The sequence below is a fragment of the Trichococcus flocculiformis genome, assembly GCF_963662535.1.
Lineage (GTDB): Bacteria > Bacillota > Bacilli > Lactobacillales > Aerococcaceae > Trichococcus > Trichococcus flocculiformis.
In genome coordinates this window covers 1,058,665-1,076,204 of the sequence record NZ_OY759718.1, presented here as the reverse complement: position 1 = coordinate 1,076,204, position 17,540 = coordinate 1,058,665, and the positions used below count along the sequence as shown (strand labels likewise).

At 48.7% G+C, this 17,540-nt stretch carries 14 protein-coding genes and 1 tRNA gene; 8 read left to right on the top strand and 7 right to left on the bottom strand.

Annotated elements, in window-relative coordinates; translation table 11 throughout:
• Positions 1-25: 25 nt before the first annotated feature.
• The gene (locus ACKPCD_RS05405) at positions 26-1,396 is read right to left on the bottom strand and encodes a CHAD domain-containing protein (RefSeq protein WP_321434237.1); all 1,371 of its coding nucleotides are present in this window, start codon (positions 1,394-1,396) and stop codon (positions 26-28) included.
• A 208-nt stretch (positions 1,397-1,604) separates the two neighbouring features.
• Positions 1,605-2,987, bottom strand: coding sequence for an MATE family efflux transporter (locus ACKPCD_RS05400; protein ID WP_321434236.1), 1,383 nt, complete (start codon positions 2,985-2,987; stop codon positions 1,605-1,607).
• Between the two features lie 287 nt (positions 2,988-3,274).
• On the opposite strand from ACKPCD_RS05400, the gene ACKPCD_RS05395 reads away from it, so the two are divergent.
• Positions 3,275-4,612: a DDE-type integrase/transposase/recombinase gene (locus tag ACKPCD_RS05395; RefSeq protein WP_321433154.1), complete on the top strand. Its 1,338-nt coding sequence runs from the start codon at positions 3,275-3,277 to the stop codon at positions 4,610-4,612.
• A 373-nt stretch (positions 4,613-4,985) separates the two neighbouring features.
• Here ACKPCD_RS05395 and ACKPCD_RS05390 read toward each other — a convergent pair whose 3' ends face one another.
• A complete protein-coding gene (locus tag ACKPCD_RS05390) occupies positions 4,986-5,804 on the bottom strand; it encodes a MurR/RpiR family transcriptional regulator (RefSeq protein WP_321434235.1) in 819 nt (272 codons plus the stop codon).
• Between the two features lie 146 nt (positions 5,805-5,950).
• Here ACKPCD_RS05390 and ACKPCD_RS05385 point away from each other — a divergent pair, with 146 nt between their 5' ends.
• Both ACKPCD_RS05385 and ACKPCD_RS05380 read left to right on the top strand, forming a co-directional pair.
• Positions 5,951-6,640, top strand: a complete 690-nt coding sequence (locus ACKPCD_RS05385) for an N-acetylmannosamine-6-phosphate 2-epimerase (RefSeq protein WP_321434234.1) — start codon at positions 5,951-5,953, stop codon at positions 6,638-6,640.
• Positions 6,641-6,652: 12 nt separating this feature from the next.
• Positions 6,653-8,161, top strand: a complete 1,509-nt coding sequence (locus ACKPCD_RS05380) for a PTS transporter subunit EIIC (RefSeq protein ID WP_321434233.1) — start codon at positions 6,653-6,655, stop codon at positions 8,159-8,161.
• Positions 8,162-8,516: 355 nt separating this feature from the next.
• Here the strand turns inward: ACKPCD_RS05380 and sstT are convergent, their stop codons facing one another.
• Positions 8,517-9,725 (bottom strand): serine/threonine transporter SstT, encoded by a 1,209-nt coding sequence (gene sstT / locus ACKPCD_RS05375; RefSeq protein WP_407702691.1) that lies wholly within the window; start codon positions 9,723-9,725, stop codon positions 8,517-8,519.
• A gap of 229 nt (positions 9,726-9,954) precedes the next feature.
• Here sstT and ACKPCD_RS05370 point away from each other — a divergent pair.
• The 4 genes from ACKPCD_RS05370 to ACKPCD_RS05355 all read left to right on the top strand — a co-directional run bounded on the left by ACKPCD_RS05370 (position 9,955) and on the right by ACKPCD_RS05355 (position 12,634).
• A tRNA-Ser gene (locus ACKPCD_RS05370) sits at positions 9,955-10,044 on the top strand.
• Between the two features lie 531 nt (positions 10,045-10,575).
• The gene (locus tag ACKPCD_RS05365) at positions 10,576-11,259 is read left to right on the top strand and encodes a class D sortase (RefSeq protein WP_321434231.1); all 684 of its coding nucleotides are present in this window, start codon (positions 10,576-10,578) and stop codon (positions 11,257-11,259) included.
• Complete coding sequence (locus ACKPCD_RS05360; RefSeq protein WP_321434230.1) at positions 11,259-12,176, top strand: hypothetical protein; 918 nt, start codon at positions 11,259-11,261, stop codon at positions 12,174-12,176. Before ACKPCD_RS05365 ends, ACKPCD_RS05360 begins: the two co-directional genes overlap by 1 nt.
• A gap of 44 nt (positions 12,177-12,220) precedes the next feature.
• On the top strand, positions 12,221-12,634 hold the full coding sequence (locus tag ACKPCD_RS05355) for a hypothetical protein (RefSeq protein WP_321434229.1): 414 nt from the start codon (positions 12,221-12,223) through the stop codon (positions 12,632-12,634).
• Positions 12,635-12,806: 172 nt separating this feature from the next.
• On the opposite strand, the gene ACKPCD_RS05350 is transcribed toward ACKPCD_RS05355, so the two are convergent.
• Genes ACKPCD_RS05350 through ACKPCD_RS05340 form a run of 3 tightly spaced genes read right to left on the bottom strand, consistent with a single transcriptional unit; the run spans position 12,807 to position 14,504 of the window.
• A complete protein-coding gene (locus ACKPCD_RS05350) occupies positions 12,807-13,199 on the bottom strand; it encodes a hypothetical protein (RefSeq protein ID WP_321434228.1) in 393 nt (130 codons plus the stop codon).
• Positions 13,196-13,771: a Panacea domain-containing protein gene (locus ACKPCD_RS05345; protein ID WP_321434227.1), complete on the bottom strand. Its 576-nt coding sequence runs from the start codon at positions 13,769-13,771 to the stop codon at positions 13,196-13,198. The genes ACKPCD_RS05350 and ACKPCD_RS05345 overlap by 4 nt, the downstream gene beginning before the upstream one ends.
• The gene (locus tag ACKPCD_RS05340; RefSeq protein ID WP_321434226.1) at positions 13,761-14,504 is read right to left on the bottom strand and encodes an NAD-dependent protein deacylase; all 744 of its coding nucleotides are present in this window, start codon (positions 14,502-14,504) and stop codon (positions 13,761-13,763) included. Before ACKPCD_RS05340 ends, ACKPCD_RS05345 begins: the two co-directional genes overlap by 11 nt.
• A gap of 420 nt (positions 14,505-14,924) precedes the next feature.
• Here ACKPCD_RS05340 and ACKPCD_RS05335 point away from each other — a divergent pair, with 420 nt between their 5' ends.
• A complete protein-coding gene (locus ACKPCD_RS05335; RefSeq protein WP_407702690.1) occupies positions 14,925-17,501 on the top strand; it encodes a vitamin B12-dependent ribonucleotide reductase in 2,577 nt (858 codons plus the stop codon).
• Positions 17,502-17,540: the final 39 nt, after the last annotated feature.

Here is a 17,540-nt window from a genome sequence, read left to right as displayed (position 1 = left end):
TTATTGGACGGGCTTCTTTTTATGTTCAATCTGCTTCGTCGTTCAATATCGCTTCCCTGCGCTGGAATTGGTGTTCGCTGAGTTTTCTGAAGTGGTGCTGCAGATTGGGATCGTCGGTCTTGTCGGCCATCTCCAGCAGCAGGTGGCCGTTGATATCGAGGTCGCAGAGCGTACCAAGTGCAGTTTGGACTTTCTTCATTTCTTTGATGGTGTCCTTGTCCTTCTCGCCCAGGATCGGCGCGAGGTAGGTCGCGGCGTAACGCAGTTTCTTGGCGTTGATGCGCAGGCTGTGGGTCTGTTCATGGTTGGAGAAATCTACCTCTTCCCACTTGCGCATCAGGCGTTTCTTCATTTTTTCGAGTTTCTTGATCGTCGCTTTTTTCTGCTGGGCATCATCCAGTTGGATCGTTTTCAGGAACTGGTCCGTAGCGGCTTCAGCATCGAGGATGCGTTCGGTTAAGGCTCCGATCGTGATCAGTTCCTGGATACTGTCCTGCTCGCCTTGGCGTTCTTCCATCAGCCAGGTCATGACTTGGCCGTCCTCGGCCAGCATCTCCGGGTACAACCCGCGCAGCTCGCGGCATTCTTCCATCAGCACATCCAGCTCGCGCAGGTAACCGAAGGTAGTGGCGATTTCGCGCCAGTCTTCACCCGCTTCCCGGTAATATTTTTCTTCGCCGTTCGCCTTGTTGAAGTTCAATAAAGCCCGCAGCTGTCGGATTGCCACACGCAGCGCATGCGCCGATTCCGGCTCGACGGGATCCTGCTGATAAGCGGCATAGGCCAGCTGAATGCCTGCCAGCTGGTCTTTGATGATGCTGGCGTATAATGTGTCTTCGCCAACGCATGGGCTGCAATCCGCCGTCCCTTCGTGCTTATCGACCGCACGCATTTTGGCGGCGGCGGCTTCGTGTTTGCGTTTCGCCGATTCGCCCGGCGCCAACAGCCATTCCAGATTGCCGATCGGATCCTCGGTCAAGTCGACAGTAAAGAAGGCTACCGCTCCTTTCTTGAACGGGATCGCCGCCCCGATCAATTCTTTCGTCCAGCTGCTCATATAAGGCTCGTGACCGACAAGCGCCAAATTGAAACCCTCGTCCTCCTGTTTCAATGCATCCATGAAGGCTACGAAATCACCGGTCGCCAAAAATTCCTGTGGTTGGATTTCTTCGACAGCAGTAGCTTCCGCAACCAATTCAGCAGTCTCACGCGCCCGCAGTAACGGGCTTGTCCATATCTTCAAGTTACCGTCCTCGGTCAGTAAGGGTGCGATGTCGGGAAGGAATGCTGTCATTTCCTCCACTCCCGCTTCCGTCAGTTTTCTGTAGAAGTCATCCCCCTCAGGTGTGCGCTCTTCTGCGATTCCGTGCCGAATCAGTATCAATTGTCCTCCCATACTCGTCATCCTCCTTTATTTCGGTGTCCCAAATACGGATTTCACGCCCCGACTTGTAACCGCTCTCTCATCTGATATTATACCATTTTTCGCTAATGTATGTGAAAAAAATCCGCCTCTTTTCAGAAAGAGGCGGATAAATGAAAACTGATTAAATTTGTTGGCATGCACAAATGAGCCTGTTTATTCCGATCGAACTTAAGCGAAGTTAGGCCAACTTCATCCTTTTCCATTTGCCGGACTGGAAACGCATCGCGATCAGGAACCAACGAATGATCTGATCCAGCATAACGGCCAACCAGGCACCGAGGATACCCAGTCCGAGCACCTGCACAAAGAACGTAGCGGCCGCTACCCGGATGATCAATATCCCCAGGAAGGTCGAGATCAGCGGGAAAATCGTATCCCCTGCCCCGCGTAGCGAACCCGCAACAATCAGCTGGTGCGATTGGAAGGGCTGCGTGATGGCCGCCACGCGGATGGCGATCGCGGCATTCCGAATGATTTCCGGATCGCTGGAATAGAAGCTGACGATGTACTCGGCGCCGAAGAAGAAGGCCAAGCCGAGTATGGCACCACACATGCTGCCGATTTTGCCGGTGCGTGAAGCATATTTTTCGGCCAGGTTTGCATCGCCGGCACCCAATGCTCTACCGACTAACGAAGAAGCCGCGATCCCAAAGGCTTGCCCAAGTGTGAATGATAGCGTCAGGATGTTCATGCCGATGTTATGGGCGGCAAAGACGACTGTCCCCAGGCCCGACACGATCTGGATAAACAGAATCATCCCGGAACGCAGCGCTAATTGTTCCAGCGCTGAAGGCAGTCCGATTTTGGCCAAACTTTTCATTGTTTTCATCGAAAAATGGAACGGATGAGCGAAAGAAAAATTTAATTTGCTCTTGCCCGAGCGTAAATAGCGAATCAGCAGACTGCACGCCACTGTGTTGGCAATGACTGTCGAAATCGCTGCGCCTTGGATGCCTAACGCCGGAACACCGAAAAGGCCGTATATCAGTAGCGCATTACCGATCACATTCAGAAAATTTGCTTGCAGGTTCACACCCATCGGAATCTGCGTTTCGCCGATGCCGCGCAAGGATCCGGAAATGCTGAAATTAAAGGATTGAAGGAGATAGCTGATGCAGATGATGCGGAAATAGATCCGCCCGACTTCAATCGTATCCTGTTGTGCGCCCATGAAAGCCATGATCTGATCGGCATAGATAAAGGCAGCCAGGGCTAACGGAGCGGAAAGGATCATACTGATGATCATGACATGCTTCATGACGTTTTCCATTCGGTCATGTTTTCCGGCTCCGAAATAGCGGGCGATCAAAGCTGTGCCGCCGATATTCAAAGCCTGCACCACGGCCAGTCCGAGGAACAACGGCTGATTCGTCACCCCAACTGCCGCAACAGCTGCCGCAGCATAGCCATGATCCGCGATATTCCCCAACATCATCATGTTTATCATCCCGAACAACGAACTCAGGACCAGTTCGATCAGAACCGGCCACGCGATGTTCATGATTTCCTTGTTGATCGGACTTTTCGGCTGCTTAATGTCCGCTTGCTTATCTTCCCCCATAATCATCCTCCTACGACTCTTACCGTACTGTCAAAGTTTAGCTCTGCCAGACGTTCAATTTTGTATTTTTTCGTTGATTTAACGGGGTTAACGACAAAAACAACTTGCCACCCCCCAATTTTTGGTTAATAGTAATGGTAACGACACCGCACTATTTCCCCAAAAGAAAGGAAGATGACAAGTTGCTACCTCTATTATTAACCTATTTAGTTGATATTATCAAGCGTCAACGAATGATTATTCTTGCGTTAATTAACCTAGTAATCCTGTTGACGAAAAATTCCCGTATGCCTCAGTTAACTGCTCCGGATAATTTAAATTACCAGAAGCTCAAAGTCGATGAACTGCCTTTGATTGAAAAAGTTGAAAAGTTGGACTATCAGCTGCTTCTCCAAACTCATTTCGAAAAAACTGGGAAAGTTCTCCAGCCTATTCAACGCCGCAATGGCGTTAAAATCAACCTAGACCTCAATACAACCTGCCCACGCTGCAACGCTCCCTCGGACTACCTCTACGCCAATAATGGCTCCAAAGGCCAATGCAACTGTAAAGTCTGTGACGCCTTATTCAACCCTAAAAACCGTTATTCAAAAGAAGCCATTTTAAAGTGTCCGCATTGCTCACATCCGTTGGAGAAAATCAAAGACCGCAATGGATTCGATGTCTACAAGTGTAAAAGAGCGGACTGTCCTTATTACTTGCGTAGGCTGAAAGAATTGACTCCGGAAGAAAAAGAATTGTTTGAGAAGGATTCCCAACAATTCAAGATGCACTATCTCTTCCGCCAATTCAATATTCCTTTTCATCCGATCTCAAAGGATTCAGTCATTCAACCGAAGGTGAATCTGGCCAATATCCATTGTTCGCCCCATACTCTGGGATTGATACTGACCTACCACGTAAACTACGGTCTTTCGGCCAGAAAAACAGCGGCACTTATGTACGATGTACATAATGTCAGAATCTCAGGTCAAACCATACTCAACTACGCTTCCAGTACATCCGTGGTTCTGAAGCCGTTCCTGGAGAACTATCCTTACGAATTATCCGATCAATTCTGCGGAGATGAGACTTACATCCGCGTTGGCGGTCGCTGGAACTATTTGTTTTTCTTCTTTGATGCCGTCAAAAAAATAATTTTGTCGAACTATGTTTCGCCAAACCGAGATACGGAATCCGCTATTTATGCCTTGCGCGAAGTCTTCAAAAAGATGCCCCAGATACCGGAGGACCTAACTTTCATCGTCGACGGCAACCCCATCTACCTTCTGGCTCAACACTACTATGCCCAACACGGCATCCCCTTTGACGTGAAGCAAGTAATCGGACTTACAAATAATGATCCGGTGTCAAAGGAATACCGACCGTTAAAACAAATCATCGAACGGTTGAACCGAACATTCAAAGGCAATTACAGAGCGACCACCGGATTCGGATCCCAACAGGGATCAGTCTCTTTCGTGACCTTATTCTGTGTGTACTTCAACTTTTTGAGACCGCACGCTGCCTTAGAAAAGAAGGTACCCGTGTTGATTCCTGAGCTGGACAAACTTCCCAACATGCCGGCTAAATGGACAAAATTAATCTCTTTATCCCAAGATTGGCTGATGGACCAAACCCCTTAACTTTTGGCACCGGAGCCCTCTAAAAAAAGAGAGAACCAATAAACTAAACACACGGCGGAGCGTACTCTTTACAATCCGAAAAGCCAATGGTTTAAAATTAGCTAAGCCAAGGGCTACTTTGTGCTGCTCCTTTTGTATACCGTCGCCCTTGACGGCAAAGGAAGAAACCATTGGCTCGGTTGTCAAGAGCGTTTGTTTCACCTAACTTTGAATAGCAGGGCTTGGTTTTTCACATCACCTCGTTATTTGGGGCAGTTTCCATAGAATTTTTGGCACTACCACTCTTACTCCGCTCGCTCCAGTCGACCCCCGCTCGTCTAGCTTCACGGTTCCCTTTTAGCATAGCATAGTTTTGCGCAATGATGCTGCAAAATCAATCCAAGGTTTTATCAATAATGGATCGCAACACCTTTTCCCGTAATTCGACTGTTTTGATTTTATTTTTTATTTCATATCCCCGTACCAGCGTCTCCGAAATATACAATTGTGATATTTTCCCGGCCAACGATCCACCGTCAAAGAATTCCTCATTGGCGGTCTGCAGGACAATATCACCTAAGGCAGCAATGGGCGAAGATAAGAAATTAGTGATCGCAATGATAGGCGTATGATTTTCTTTGGCTATTTTCAAAGAATCGTAGATATCCTTGGTACGGCCGCTCAATGAGAAACAGATCACGAGATCTTCCGGTCCTAGCAAGGCTAAGGCATGGGCTTGAAAATGCGGATCTACGATATGGTTCGCATGCACACCAACCCTGAGCAACATCTTTTCCAGCGAAGCCGCCGACAAACCACTCGATCCAACACCGATGATGTAGATCCGTTTTGCTTTCGTGAGGGCTTCGATCGCATGCAGAACCACTTCCGAATCGAGTAACAGTCGGGTCGATTCCAAAACTTTGACTTGGTTTTCCAAAATCCGATCGTAAAATTGATGGTCATTATCACTTTCATACTGGCTGGTGAATTCCTCCTTGGCAATAGCAATTTTCAAATCAGAAAAGCCATGGAAGCCGATCTTCTGGGAAAAGCGGATCAGCGTGGCATCGCCTACTTTTACCGCCTCGGTCACATCCTTCATTGTCTGATACACAGCCTGTTCTTGATTTTTCAATAAGTAATCCGCAATCCGTTTCTCGGATTTCGTCAACGCGTGATATTTTTCTTGAATCAGTTGAGCTAGTCCCATAAAGTCAGTCCTTTTCCTGTTTATGTCTCTCATTATACACGAACTTTTAGAAATGCAAATTACCTGTTTACAAACATGAAAGCGTGTGCTATATTTCATTTACGGAGATAAACTCCGTAATAAAATAAATAACGGAGGAAATATCCATGAAGAAGGAAGATTTCATCAATAAGGTCCGTGGCGGCATTATTGTCTCTTGTCAAGCGCAACCGGGAGAACCTTTATACACAGAAGAAGGCGGCATCATGCCTTTGATGGCTCTTGCAGCTGAACAAGCTGGTGCAGTCGGAATTCGTGCCGAATCGGTAAGGGATATTCAACAAATTAAGGAAAAAGTTGATTTACCGATCATCGGGATCATCAAACGTGATTACCCCCCTCAAGCACCATTTATTACGGCTACCATGAAGGAAATCGATGAATTGGTTGAAACGGGTGTAGAAGTCATTGCCTTGGATTGCACTTTGCGGGAACGCTATGACGGCAAAACAATCAATGCCTTCATCAAAGAAATTAAAGAAAAATATCCCGATCAATTGTTCATGGCGGATATCGCCACCTTTGAGGAAGGAATCAACGCTTTCAATGAAGGAATCGATTTTATCGGCACAACGCTAAGCGGTTACACAGCGGAAAGCACCCCACAGGATGGGCCGGATATCAACTTGATGAAAAAACTGGTGGAAGCCGGTGTGGATGTCATCGCCGAAGGTAAAATCCATACGCCTGAACAAGCTAAAGCAATCCAGGAATTGGGTGTAGCAGGAATTGTCGTAGGAGGTGCCATCACACGGCCAAAAGAAATTGCGAAACGTTTCGTTGACAACTTAAAATAAGGAGTGAAAAACATGTTTAAAAAATTCTCTCAAGTCGGAAGAGCCATGATGCTCCCGATCGCCATTCTGCCCGCTGCCGGCCTTTTACTGGGTTTCGGTGGCGCATTGACCAACCCAAGCACCTTGGCCGCCTATCCGTTCCTTGACATTGAATGGTTGCAGACGATCCTGAGCATCATGAGTTTTGCCGGAAATGCCGTCTTTGCCAATTTGGCGCTCATCTTCACCATCGGGGTCGCTGTCGGTCTCGCGAACGGAGATAAAGGAACTGCTGGTTTGGCCGGCGGTGTCGGTTATGTTGTTTTCGTCGCAACCATCAGTGGTTTTCTGCAATTATTTTCCGCAGAAGGCGCTTCAATCGACACAGGGGTTGTTGGTTCAATCGCTGTCGGGAGCACTGTTGCCTTCCTGCATAATCGTTATCGTAAAATCGAATTGCCGCAGTTTTTGGGGTTCTTCGGAGGCTCGCGTTTTATTCCGATTGCAGCATCCTTTGCAGCTATCATTCTCGGCGCATTCTTTTACCTGATTTGGCCACCGATCCAAGGTGCACTGACATCCGCTGGTACAGCCATCGCAGCTATGGGCAGTTTCGGAACGTTCTTGTACGGCTTTTTGCTTCGTTTGACAGGCGCAGTCGGTTTGCACCATACGATTTATCCGCTGTTCTGGTATAGCTCTTTGGGCGGAAGCGAAGTTGTAGCGGGTCAAACCATTGCTGGTGCCCAAAACATCTTCTTCGCGCAATTGGCCGATCCAAATCATACAGGTCTTTTCACTTACGGAACGCGCTTCTTCGCAGGTCGTTTCGCTACAATGATGTTCGGTTTGCCGGCTGCTTCTTTAGCCATGTACCACTCCATTCCGAAACAAAACCGCAAAGCAAATGGCGGTATCTATTTCAGTAGTGCCCTGACTTCATTCTTGACCGGTATTACTGAACCACTTGAATATATGTTCTTGTTCGTCGCACCTTGGTTGTATGTGGTCCATGCCTTCCTTGATGGCGTTTCCTTCTACGTAGCTGACTTACTGAGCATCCGTATCGGAAACACTTTCTCCGGTGGACTGATCGACTTCTTGCTGTTCGGGCCGTTGCAAGGCAACGCCAAAACAAACTGGATCTGGGTTATCCCGGTCGGAATCATTTGGGCATTGATCTATTATTTCGTATTCCGCTTCCTGATCACGAAATTCAAAGTGATGGTACCTGGTATGGATGAATCAGAAACTGACGCAAACATGCCGGTCGCACCTTCAGGTAAGGCTTCTACATTAAATGATGAAGCCCAAATCATCATTCAAGCATTAGGAAATCAAGCGAACATCGAATCCGTCACTGCTTGTGCAACCCGTCTGCGTGTTTCCGTGAAAGACGGTGCGATCGTAGATAAAAATACCATCAAGAATCTCGGAGCAACTGCTGTTTTCGAAGTCCAAGGCGGCATCCAAGCTGTATTCGGCGGTAAAGCAGATTTGCTATCACAAGAGATTAATCAAATTTTAGGAACAGAAGACTGATTTCAGTATGAATCTTCAGTAAACAAGTTTAAAGTTCTGTGCAGTACAGTGGCCGTCTCGTTTCGAGACGGCCACTGTACTGTGTTTCGGTTCTTCTGTATCTCGCGGACTGCCGAGAGGTCACGCATCTGTCGACTGATTGATTACCGAAAACCGCAAAACACCCGACAGATTGCCCTTCTATCGGGCATACGGCTAGGATGGCGTTGCGAACTGCCGAGAAATCACACATCTGTCTGGTATTCGATAGTCACAGCCTCATTGATGCCAGACCAGATAGTAATCAATCTACAGATCCAAAAAAACCACTGACCCGACATAGGGATCAGTGGTTTTTTTGCTTTACGGTTTTGAATCAGATTTTGATGCCTTGCTTGCGTCGCTCCGCAAATTCTGCTGTCGCAGTGAAAAGGACATCAGTCGATGAGTTAAGAGCTGTCTCAAAGGAATCTTGAAGGACGCCGATGATAAAACCGACACCGACTATTTGCATAGCCACATCGTTCGGGATACCGAACAAACTTGCTGCTAACGGGATAAGCAACAGTGACCCACCAGCAACACCCGATGCTCCACAAGCACTGATCGCTGCCAGGATACTGAGGATGAGGGCAGTACCGAAATCAACAGGGATACCCAAGGTTTGGACTGCTGCCAAGGTTAGGACGGAAATCGTCACCGCCGCACCTGCCATATTGATCGTTGCACCAAGCGGAATGGAAACCGAATACGTGTCCCTGTCCAATCCCAGGTCCTCGCAAAGGGTCATGTTGACAGGAATGTTCGCAGCCGAACTTCGTGTGAAGAAAGCAGTGATGCCACTTTCCCTCAAACATCTGAAGACGAGCGGGAAAGGATTGGAACGGATATAGATGTAGACGATGATCGGGTTGACGACCAAAGCGACGAACAGCATACAGCCGATCAGCACCGCAAGCAGTTTGCCATAGCCCAGTAATACGCCGATTCCGCTTGTAGAGATGACATCGAAAACAAGACCCATGATTCCCAAAGGAGCGAAGGCAATGACAATCCGGACCATTTCCGTCAATGCATCAGAAACATTGGACAGCATCAACTTGGTTGAAGCCGCAGCGTTCTTCAAAGTAAAACCGAGCATGAGAGCCCAAGACAAGATGCCGATGTAGTTGGCATTGAAAAGCGCCTTGATTGGATTATCCACAACGTTCAACAACAAAGCCTTCAGGACTTCCACCACACCGCCTGGAGCAGTGACATCCTCGACGCCGGAACCCAATGTCAAAGTCACCGGGAAGAGGAAGCTTGCGACAACCGCTACGAGTGCCGCCAAGAACGTTCCTAAAAGGTACAGCACGATAACAGACTTCATGTTCGTCTGTTGACCTTTTTTATGTTGCGAAATCGCAGATGCTACCAAGAAAAATACCAAGATGGGTGCAATTGCCTTCAAAGCTCCGACAAACAACGCACCAAAAATTGTGATCGGTTTTGCTATGTCCGGTATAGTGACAGCAAGAATGATACCGATGACCAAACCGGCGATGATACGTTTGACAAGACTCAGCTTGTACCAGTGATTCATTAATTTATACAATTCAAATTCCTCCTGATGTATGCAAAAATTACAATAAAATGAGTACATAGGTTTTCATATTACCATAATTTAATCTCCCTAGGAAGAATACCTTTCACTTTTCTCTTACCGCGTGTCTGTTGAATTGGATCCCTCATTATTTGCTTTCTGCATTTTCGTGACTTTTTTTAAAATTCCTCTTTTCTGATCAGCTGAAAAGCGCTATAATATATTTTATGGAGAATTACTCAAGTCCGGCTGAAGAGGACGCACTCGAAATGCGTTAGGTGTCGAAAGGCGCGCGGGGGTTCGAATCCCCCATTCTCCTTAAAAACTTTTAACTATTGTCCGACAAAAGGCTGGTACTCCATTCGGGAGTGCCAGCTTTTTGTTTTGTCGAAATCAACCGGTACACCTAAAAAAAAGCACAATGAAAATCATTCCAACTGATTTTCATTGTGCTTTTTTTGTGAGATAGGAATTTATAAAATTTTTTTAACTCAAAAGTGCATCACCGTAGGTGTTTCACAAGTTTGCAAAATGTTTCATGCATCTAAAATGATGTCCAGCTTCACGGGTTAGCCCTTCGGAAATTAGATAAATCTGTCCTATTGCGCTCTTCGATGCTCAGTCGGACAGATTTCCTAAATTTCTTTCAGGGCTGAACGAACCCGTTCAGCTTTTCTTATCTTTCCTTTCTCACGACTACAATAAAAGTCGTCCATAGTCCTTTAAGACTATAATCGACTGGAAGCATATCATCCATGAAATAATAATATGGCATCCGAAATTGAAACGGCGTTTTCTGTTTCCTTCTATATTTTCAACACGTACCAAAACTGAATGGAGTGGCATGGTCATGAACAATAAAATAAGTCAAAAAAATCGGGCAAAACGGCGGAGGATCGGTATGCTGGTCGGCATTCCGATACTGCTTTTCGCATCCGGCGTCACGCTGCTTTGCTTGGCTTTTTCTGATAATATCGCTCACGCTTTTTACTTTTCGCGGATGTTTTTCCCGCAGGAAGTCGCCGTTGCGCAGACGAATCTGAGTAACCACAACGAGGTTGGGGAGGAAGCAGCCAAAGCGACCCAGCTTTCTTTCCCAAAATACGGGGATGAATACGGAACGCTGCGCGTGGATGCGGCAGGAATTATCTCGCCGATTTTCGTCGGTGACGATGCAACGCAATTGTCGGATGGGGCCGGCCAATATTACGGTTCCGTGTTCCCGGGTGACATTGGCAACACCGTAATCACCGGGCACACCAATTCGGTATTCAAGACGCTTGGCGAAGCGAAGATCGGCGATGCAATCCGCCTGGAACTGACCTACGGAACTTATGTATATGCAATCAGCACCATCGAAATCAAGAGCAATACCGACGAAAGCATTCTGGCGCCTTCCCAAGATCAGATTTTAACTTTATACACCAATTATCCTTTCGATTACATCGGCAATACCCCTGACAGATATGTCGTTACCGCAAAACTGGTCGAAGGCCCATCCCTTTCGGAAATTCATTTTCAAGGAGAATCGTGATGCGCAACCTAAAAAAAATCGGCCGAGTGATCCTCAGCTTTTTGCTGATGTTTGTAGTGGCTGCCTTGATCGGAATCCTCTTCATGAAGCACGTCCTGTTAAACGCAAAAGACCTCAATCAACAGTTGGCAGACAGCCCCTACTACACTCAAATAGAGGAAAGCCTGTCCGCTAAATTCAAGTCGTTGAGTTTGGAAACGTCCATACCTGAGGAAGTTTTCGCGGAAGCCGCGATGGATCAATATGCTTTGCGACAGCTTACCCGCGCGAACAATGAACAAGCACTCAACTATCTGGTTGCCCCCGACTCTACCTATGAGGCGGCGGCCGATCGCAGTATGTTCGAAGAGCCTGTGATGGCTTATGTTGAAAATTATGCCGCAGATCACAACCGGCCGTTCGATAAAGACTTGCAAGCGCAGACTGCCGCGGTAATCGATGAAGCCACCGCTCTTTTCGGCAGCCATACGATCTTGTTAAATCTGGATAATGTCATTGCTTATCCGCAATTCCAGAACTTCCGAAAAATACTGCAAACCGTTCTTGCTTATTTCTATCTCGTACCGTTGGCCTTCTTTTTGATTGCCGGGGCACTCGTCGGTTTGAACTGGAAACTGCCTCATCGTTCCCTGATCTGGATCGGCAGCAGCTTCGTTTCCGGATCGGCTTTCGTCATCATCCCAGCATCCGTGGCGTTGAGTCTCAAGATTCCGCAGCGCATCACCGTTTCAGCGGATTACATCAACACCGCCCTTCGCGCGTTAGCTATGCATTACACTGTAGTCTTGCTGGTCTCCGGAGCACTGGTCTTCTTTTTGGGGGTAGCCTGCCTTGTTGGCTACAGTCTGATCAGTAAGGCCAAACGCGTAGTCTACCGCCAGAACCGCACCTATGCGGCCGAAATGGAACAATACTGATTCAACATCGTGGGACATTTGCATTGAGAGGAGGTGAAAAATAGATGAAAAAAATCATCGTATCACTATTGTTTGCATTCGTATTATTCTTCGGAGTGCAAGCGAATGTTGCAGCTGCAACTGAAAATGATATCATTAAAACTTTGGTATCCAGTAGCTTACCTTCCAATTATGTGCAGCAAGCAAAAAATTATTTGAGGTCCAATGATGTGACTGCTGAAGAAGCGAATCAAGTCATTGACCACATCAATAATGCACAAGCTGTCGTGAACGCACGAGGAGCTAAAAGTGTGAACCAGCTTACGAAAGCTGATAAACAAGCCATTCTGGCTGAGCTTACTGCAACTGCTGCTATATTGGACATCACCGTGACAGTGACTTCAAAACGAGTCGTTTTCAATGATGCTAACGGCACTGTTGTCGCTACCTTCCCGACAAAGGGAAATGGTGTGAAATAGAAATGAGCAAACAATCCCTACTTAGCAGGAGGACTCTCCTTGCCGGAAGCTTAGGCGTAAGTAGCTGAATTGTATAAACTGTTGCAAAAAAACTGGATAGATGGGGGTCTGCTTGACCTCCGCTATCCAGTTTTTTGCGTCCTGGTTTTCGCGCCGATTTTGTTCGGCTCAGTCAAAATAGCCCGCCGGAAAAATCTCGATAAGCTGCCTTCACCTCGGCATAGAGGTCCGGGTAGTCCTCGCTGAGTGAGGACTGGATCCCGATCGCAAGCTGCGAGCTGTGGATCGTCTGGATTTTATGGACACGGATGTAGGAGACAGCCGCGTTCAGGCTCAGTTTGGGGTAGAGCTCTTTTGCTACTTTGATGTCGTGGACCGGATCGACGTTCTGGCTGGCGGACACTTTCGAAATCGGGAAGGCCGTGAAATCGCAAGGCAACTCATCGTATTCCGCACCGATGATCAGGAACGGACGCGATTTGAAGGCGATTTTGTCCGTATTTAAATCGTGATAAGCAAACCGGGCCTTAACGATGGTACCGATATAAGCTTGCGTTTCGTTCATGATTTCAGTACCTCCCCTTCAAAATCCTCAAATTCATCCAGATAAACATCAAACAACGGATCATACAACCGTACTTTTTTTGCATCCTCGCGCATATCCGCAATCTCCAGCAGTTTGGGCTCGGCAGATTCAGCCGCCGGATCCGATCTGCTGTTGCGCCAGGATGTTTCGCGGCGCGTCAAATCCGCCAGATACCAGCCTTCGTACTGCCCGTAGGAAAGAACGACGCGATCGAGGATAAACTGTTCGCGCTCCGTCAACTTCTTCATCTCCAGCGGTTCGAACGGATCATAGCCTTCCACGAAGAAGAAGTGCAGTTCCGGCAGCACCGGCCCCTCTGCCCAGTTTTCGAAGTTTCCGTCGAACAGCGGCTCCCCTACCAGCGCCAAACATTCCCGCTGCGCGAAATACAGCATCGTCTGCAACTTCAGCTCATTGTCGCCGAACCGGGCTGCTGTATGGTTTTCGTAGGAATAGACCAGATACCTCGCCAGCTGTCTCAGCTTCGTCATAATGATGTCCCCTTTCCTGAATGCCATTTCCATCAAGGCGCAGTTTGGTTCATTTTTCAAAAAATTCTTTCCAGACGTCCGCCAAAAAAGCGCCGGCGTCGGTCTGGACGGTCAACTGGAAGTTCAATGACTGCGGCACGGGTGTACGGTTCAGGAGGACTGCGTACGGTCCTTTGAAATAATGGACGAAATTCGCGGCCGGATAGACCGCCAACGAGGTACCGATGACGACAAGCATGTCCGCGGCGCCGATTGCTGCAGCCGCGCGCTCCATCGCCTCCTCGTCGAGCATCTCGCCGTAGAGCACGATGTCCGGACGCACCATCCGGCCTTGGGGATCGCGCTGGATGCCTTGTGTGTCGATGCTGATTTGGGTGGTTTCGGTGGCTTCGGCTGTTTCGAACGTCCGCCATCTCGTCCCATTGCCGTGCAGCTCGATGACAGCGCGGCTGCCGGCTGACTGGTGCAGATTGTCGATGTTCTGCGTGACGACGGTGACTTCTTTGCCTGCCTGCTCAAGCGCCGCAAAAAAGCGATGCCCTGCGTTCGGGCGCGCCTGCGAAAAGTTGAAGTGCTCCGCATAATTACGGAAAAAAAGTTGCGGATACGTCTCCAGAAAACCGATGCTGAGCGTCTCTTCGCCAGTGAAATGGCGACCACTCAGCCTGTCGAACAGCCCGCCCGCCGAACGGAAATCAGGGATCCCGCTCTCCGTGCTGATACCCGCCCCTGTGAAGGCGACGATGCGTTTTGATTTGCGGATCATATCCGCGAAGCGTTCTTTATCGTTCATGCTTGGGCTCCTTTCGGATGTTGTTCTTTCTGTCTTTATTATAGCTTTCGGGAGGGTTGACCGGGTACTATTCCGCATTCAGTCTTGGGCTGACGTCCGACACATTGGTGAACTGTCGGGTGTTTTGCGGTTTTCGGTATTCGATCAGTCGACATCCGCGTCCTGTCTCGGCTGTTCGGCATTCATTCTCTCTGCATCAGCCGACATCGCCTTCCGACGCACAATGTCCTCTTCTTATTGGCCGATATATTATTACAAACCCATCCTCGTCCACCCAAACAACGTTTTCATCCATTTTCAAAATACAACTCTCCGATTGTTCCCCTTGATTTATCTGGCGAACAGAATTAACATATATGGTATGAGAAACAAACCGACAGCACAACATCTAGTGTTTTCGCCATAAATGAAGGAGTGATTATTGTGGATGCAACAAAGACCACATTTAAAGCAGGATTCGAAAAATTGAACAAGGACATCGAGCGGTTCCCGCATGTGTTTCCGATCACGGAAGATATGCACGTCACGTATAAAGGCGTGTCCCGCCTCGTCATGCTGGATCGTTACTCCTACAAGGATTCCACAAAGGAGACCCTTTCCGAAGGGGATCTGGTTATTTTGACGGTCAAAGAGGATCCTAAATACCCAGCTCGAGGAACCGGCACCATACTCTCCATCAACCTTAAGGAACAGACGGCACGCATCAGAGTTTCCGCGGAGTACCAGCACAACATCGATGATTTCGAAGTCGAAGAAGGCGGCATCGTGACGCGCCGGATCCTGACGCTGGATAAACCACTGGAGCTTTTCTACGAACAGATCGCGATGCGTAATGCTCATGGCTTGGCTGAGGTAGAAATCACGCCGGAACTGCGCCATGAAGCTTTCCTGAAATTCTATGAAGAACAAAAAGCCTTGAATTTCATCCCGGCCGGACGCGTGCTCTACGGCGCCGGATCGGGTACCGATGTCACTTATTTCAACTGTTATGTCATGCCTTTCGTGCCCGACTCGCGCGGTGGCATTTCCGATCACCGCAAAAAAGTCATGGAAATCATGAGCCGTGGTGGAGGCGTCGGTTCGAACGGTTCGACGTTGCGCCCACGCCATACAATCGTAAAAGGCGTCAATGGCCGCTCTTCCGGATCCGTCTCCTGGATGGATGACATCGCCAAGCTGACGCATTTGGTCGAACAAGGCGGTTCCCGTCGTGGTGCCCAGATGATTATGTTGGCCGACTGGCATCCGGATATCTTTGAGTTCATCATTTCGAAAATGCAGAATCCGCGCATCCTTCGCTACATCATCGAAAACTTCGAAGATGAACAGATCCGCATGTTGGCGAAGGAGAAGCTACATTTCAAACCATTTTCACCTAAAGAAATCAACATGTACACAGGTATCGTCAACTACAAACACATCCCGGGGCATGGCGGATTTGATGCATCGGTCATCCATGAAGCCGAGAAGAAATTGCGCGATGGAGGCACCTACAGCGTCAACAATCCTGAATTCCTGACCGGCGCCAACATCTCCGTCTGCATCACCGACGACTTCATGGACGCCGTGATGCGGGGTGAGGAATATGCGTTGCGTTTCCCGGATGTCGAACATTACGACGCGGATGCGATGGCGCACTATGATGCCGAATGGACCAACTGCGGCGATGTCCGCGAATGGGAAGCTACCGGCAATGCTGTCCGCACCTACCGGACCGTCAAAGCCCGTGAATTGTGGCGGCTGATCAATGTCTGCGCCACTTATGCGGCGGAGCCTGGCATCTTCTTCATCGACAACGCCAACAAGATGACGAACGCAACAGCTTATGGTCAAAAAGTCGTTGCCACCAACCCTTGCGGCGAACAACCATTGGCAGCCTATTCCGTCTGCAACTTAGCGGCAGTCAACTTGGCTGAAATGGTCAACAAGGATCTGCAGATGGTCGATTTCGCCAAATTGGAGCAGACCGTCCGCACCGGTATCCATATGCAGGACAATGTCATCGACTCCACCCCTTACTTCCTGGAGGAAAACAAAAAACAAGCCCTTGGCGAACGTCGGATTGGCTTGGGAATCATGGGCTTGGCCGACATGCTGATCTATTGCGGCGTCCGTTACGGTTCACTGGAAAGCCTGCAGCTGATCGATCAAGTATTCGAAACGATTGCTGTGGCGGCCTACGAGGAAAGCATCGAGTTGGCGAAAACGCGCGGCAGCTTCCCGTTCCTGGTCGGACAGAGCGGTAAAGAGACGCAGATCCTGCGCGAACGTTTCATCAATACAGGCTATATGAAAAAAATGCCTGAACACATCCGCGAAGGCGTCCTGAAATATGGCATCCGTAACTCGCACTTGTTGACAGTGGCACCTACCGGATCGACCGGGACGATGGCCGGTGTTTCCACCGGACTCGAGCCTTACTTCTCATTCACGTATTACCGCAGCGGGCGTCTCGGCAAATTCATCGAAGTGAAGGCGGATATCGTCCAAGAATATCTGGATCGCCATCCAGATGCCGATCCGAAGAACTTGCCTGATTACTTCGTGGCTGCCATGACACTTGCGCCCGAAGAGCACGTCGATGTGCAGACAACGATTCAACGCTGGGTCGACAGCTCCATTTCGAAAACGGTGAACGCACCGAAAGGCTACACTGTCGATCAGGTCGAAAAGATCTACGAGCGCCTTTACTTGGGCGGTGCCAAAGGCGGAACAGTCTATGTGGACGGCAGCCGTGATTCCCAGGTACTGACGCTGAAAGCCGAAGAAAATGTCTGGGATGAGGAAGGCAAGCTCGAGGAAGAGAAAGAGCACGTCAAAATCAACAAGGACAAGACTTTCCTGGTTGATTCGATAGCCAATCTCGAAGCTACCGACGTCACAATCGGCAACGAAATCGGCGACACTTGCCCGATCTGCCGTCAAGGGACGGTCGAAGATCTGGGCGGCTGCAACACCTGTACCAACTGCGGCGCACAGCTGAAATGCGGTTTGTAAACTGATTAATTTAAGAAGAACCCGTCCGATTTTAGGACG

Coding starts and splice junctions, on each gene's coding strand:
- ACKPCD_RS05405 (WP_321434237.1), bottom strand. CDS start 1,396: ATGGGAGGACAATTGATACTGATTCGGCACGGAATCGCAGAAGAGCGC.
- ACKPCD_RS05400 (WP_321434236.1), bottom strand. CDS start 2,987: ATGGGGGAAGATAAGCAAGCGGACATTAAGCAGCCGAAAAGTCCGATC.
- ACKPCD_RS05395 (WP_321433154.1), top strand. CDS start 3,275: ATGCCTCAGTTAACTGCTCCGGATAATTTAAATTACCAGAAGCTCAAA.
- ACKPCD_RS05390 (WP_321434235.1), bottom strand. CDS start 5,804: ATGGGACTAGCTCAACTGATTCAAGAAAAATATCACGCGTTGACGAAA.
- ACKPCD_RS05385 (WP_321434234.1), top strand. CDS start 5,951: ATGAAGAAGGAAGATTTCATCAATAAGGTCCGTGGCGGCATTATTGTC.
- ACKPCD_RS05380 (WP_321434233.1), top strand. CDS start 6,653: ATGTTTAAAAAATTCTCTCAAGTCGGAAGAGCCATGATGCTCCCGATC.
- sstT (WP_407702691.1), bottom strand. CDS start 9,725: ATGAATCACTGGTACAAGCTGAGTCTTGTCAAACGTATCATCGCCGGT.
- ACKPCD_RS05365 (WP_321434231.1), top strand. CDS start 10,576: ATGAACAATAAAATAAGTCAAAAAAATCGGGCAAAACGGCGGAGGATC.
- ACKPCD_RS05360 (WP_321434230.1), top strand. CDS start 11,259: ATGCGCAACCTAAAAAAAATCGGCCGAGTGATCCTCAGCTTTTTGCTG.
- ACKPCD_RS05355 (WP_321434229.1), top strand. CDS start 12,221: ATGAAAAAAATCATCGTATCACTATTGTTTGCATTCGTATTATTCTTC.
- ACKPCD_RS05350 (WP_321434228.1), bottom strand. CDS start 13,199: ATGAACGAAACGCAAGCTTATATCGGTACCATCGTTAAGGCCCGGTTT.
- ACKPCD_RS05340 (WP_321434226.1), bottom strand. CDS start 14,504: ATGAACGATAAAGAACGCTTCGCGGATATGATCCGCAAATCAAAACGC.